The sequence below is a fragment of the Mycobacterium sp. E735 genome, from assembly GCF_001666955.1.
Lineage (GTDB): Bacteria > Actinomycetota > Actinomycetes > Mycobacteriales > Mycobacteriaceae > Mycobacterium.
The window spans coordinates 1-3,215 of record NZ_LZIX01000294.1 but is presented as its reverse complement, the minus strand read 5'-3'; the positions used below and the strand labels follow the sequence as shown (position 1 = coordinate 3,215).

At 68.3% G+C, this 3,215-nt stretch carries 3 protein-coding genes; all 3 read left to right on the top strand.

Features of this window, described 5'->3' with window-relative positions; genetic code table 11:
- Positions 1-582, top strand: a 582-nt coding sequence (locus A5704_RS24220; protein WP_067778647.1) for a TetR/AcrR family transcriptional regulator, incomplete at its 5' end; no start/stop codon positions are given.
- A 76-nt stretch (positions 583-658) separates the two neighbouring features.
- A complete protein-coding gene (locus tag A5704_RS24215; protein WP_067891480.1) occupies positions 659-2,452 on the top strand; it encodes an NAD(P)/FAD-dependent oxidoreductase in 1,794 nt (597 codons plus the stop codon).
- A partial coding sequence (locus A5704_RS24210) for an NAD(P)/FAD-dependent oxidoreductase (RefSeq protein ID WP_156737750.1) occupies positions 2,449-3,215 on the top strand: 767 nt, incomplete at its 3' end. The genes A5704_RS24215 and A5704_RS24210, both read left to right, overlap by 4 nt.

Here is a 3,215-nt window from a genome sequence, read left to right as displayed (position 1 = left end):
CAGACCCGCACGCGCATCATCACCGCGGCGATGCGCACTGTGGCCGAGATGGGCTACTCCCGCACCACGATTCGCGAGATTGCCCGCACCGCGGATGTCACCAGCGCCAGCCTCTACAACTACTTTCCGAACAAGGCGGAGCTGATCAAGGCGGCGATCGCGGCGCGCACCGATGTCGCTTTGCCGCGGCTGCGGGCGGCCGCCGAGCGGCCGGGGAGCGCGGTCGACCGCATCGGGGCGGTTCTCGACGAATCGGGCCGGCTCATGCGCGAGTATCCCGATCTCGCCGCCTTCGAGTGGGTCATCCGCGCCGAAGGAGTGGTCGGCCCCGATCGGCACATGGACGGGGGAACGGGATTTCAGGCTTTCCGCGAGATCATCGAGGGCGTCGTCGACGACGGCTACCGGCGGGGCGAACTGTCGCGGCCTTCCGATCGGGACAGCGTCGTCGAGGCCCTCTACGCGCTCATCTACGGGTTGGTCGAGTTGGGGGCCACGTCGCCGCCGCGCGATTATCACGCCGCGCTCGACTCGGCCAAGAAGATGATCAGCGGAACGTTGTTCGCCGGCGGGCGCGGATAGCGGCGGGACCGACACGGCACCGCCTTGATATGATCAAGCGATTGATTATATAGTCGGGCCACGAGAGGACCGGGCCTTGACTGAAACCGTGTCGTTCGACGTCGACGCGCTGCGACGCAAATACGCGGAAGAGCGCGCGCGCCGATTGCGCCCGGACGGCATCGCTCAGTACGTCGAGACGGCGGGGGCATTCGCGCGCTTCGCCGACGACCCCTGGGCAGACGGTGAATTCACGCGCGAGCCGCTGACCGACGAAGTCGACGTCGCGGTGATCGGCGCCGGATTCGGCGGGCTGTTGACGGGGGTGCGGCTGCGTCAGCTCGGCGTCGACAGCGTGCGGCTCATCGACCGGGCAGCCGACGTGGGCGGGACCTGGTACTGGAACCGGTACCCGGGGATTGCCTGCGATGTCGAGTCCTACGTGTACATGCCGCTGCTGGAAGAGCTCGGCTACGTCCCCACCGAGAAGTACGCCAAGGGCCCGGAGATCTTCGCGCATTGCCAGCGCATCGCACGGTGCTACGACCTGTACCGCGACGCATGCCTGCAAACCGATGTACACGAGATCCGCTGGGCGGCCGAGGAATCGCGGTGGATCATCCGCACGAACCGCCGCGACGAGATGCGGGCCAGGTTCGTGTCCATGGCCAACGGCTACCAGGCCAAGCCCAAGCTGCCCGGTATCGAGGGCCTCGGCGCGTTCAGCGGGCACGCCTTCCATACCAGCCGGTGGGACTACGCCTATACCGGCGAGAACCTCGAGAACCTCGCCGGCAAGCGCGTGGGGATCATCGGTACCGGCGCCACGGCGATCCAGTGCGTCCCCCACCTCGCGAGGGCGGCGCAGCACCTTTACGTGTTTCAGCGCACGCCGTCGTCGGTCGACGTCCGGGCCAACAGCGCCACGGATGCACAGTGGGCCAACACGTTACGGCCCGGGTGGCAGCGTCGGCGCATCGAGAACTTCCAGATCCTGACCGCAGGCGGCCAAGCCGACGAGGACCTGGTCGCCGACGCCTGGACAAGCATCACGCGCAAGCTTCCGGTGATGCGCCACGACGGGGATGGCGTCGTGGACCCGGCGCAACGCGGCCGAGACATCGAGCTCGCGGACTTCGCCAAGATGGAAGAGATCCGGGCGCGCGTCGACGATCTCGTCACCGATCCGGCCACCGCGGAATCGCTCAAGCCGTGGTACGGCTACTTCTGCAAGCGCCCCTGCTTCCACGACGAGTACCTGCAGACGTTCAACCGCGACAACGTCACGCTGGTCGACACCCGCGGCCGCGGGGTCCAACGCATCACCGAGTCCGGTGTGGTGGTCAACGGCGTGCCCTACGAGATCGACTGCCTGATCTTCGCAACGGGTTTCGAGGTGGGCACCGACTACTGCCGCCGCACCGGGTTCGAGTTGATCGGTCGCGACGGGGTCTCGCTGACCGAACACTGGGCCGACGGCGTGCGCACCTACCAGGGCCTGAGCACGACGCGTTTTCCCAATTGCTTCATCGAAAGCATCGCCCAGGCGGGCCTGACGGTGAACTTCCCCTACCTGCTGGACGTGCAGGCGACGCACGCCGCATGGATCATCGCGTGGGCGCTCGAGCGCGGCGTCACCGAAGTGGAGGCCACGCCCGAGGCCGAGGCCGCGTGGGTCGACACGGTGGTGATGCGGTCGGCCGCCAGTGCCGGGCGCGCTCAGACCTGCACCCCCGGCTACTACAACCGGGAGGGCAAGGCGGACGCCAAGACTCGTCAGGGCAGCTTCTTTTTCGGGGCACCCACCGAGTACGCCGACATGTTGGGGGCGTGGCGGGCTGATGGCGACATGAACGGTTACCTGATTCGCGGCGGGACGGCCGGGCCGTGACCAGTCGGCGGTCGCGATGGCGCTACGGCGTCGGCCGGCTGCGGGCGGCGACTCGGCGCAGGCCCCCGCCCAGGGTGGCGATCATCGGCGCGGGCTTCGGTGGCCTCGGCGCCGCCGTCGCGCTGCGCCGCGCCGGCATCGAGGATCTGGTGATCATCGAGGGCGATGACGGCGTAGGAGGCACCTGGCGGCGCAACACTTATCCCGGCGCCGCCTGCGACATTCAAAGCCACCTCTACTCGTTCTCATTCGCACCCAACACCGCGTGGAGCCGTACGTACGCCCGGCAACCCGAGATCCTGGCATACCTCGAATCGGTGGCCGACGACTTCGATCTGCGCCGGCATCTGATGCTGGGCACCCGGGTGCGCTCGGTGCGCTGGAACGGCGGGGGCTGGGAATGCCGGCTCGACCGGGCGGGGCACACCGCCAGCCTGACCGCGGACGTGGTCGTGTGCGCCGTCGGATTGTTCGGTGCCCCAAAGCTTCCCGATATCCCGGGTCTGAGCGACTTCACCGGCACGCTCATGCACACCGCGCGCTGGGATCACCACGCCGGCCTGGCGGGCAAGAACGTGGCGGTCATCGGCACCGGCGCGAGCGGGGTGCAGGCGGTCCCCGAACTGGCCAAGGTCGCCGACCGGGTGAGCGTCTTCCAACGCACACCGCCGTGGATGGTGCCCAAGGATGACCGCCCCTACAGCGCAGGCGAATTGGCGCGCTTTCGCCGCAACCCCCTGGCCGTACGCCGGACCCGCTGGCA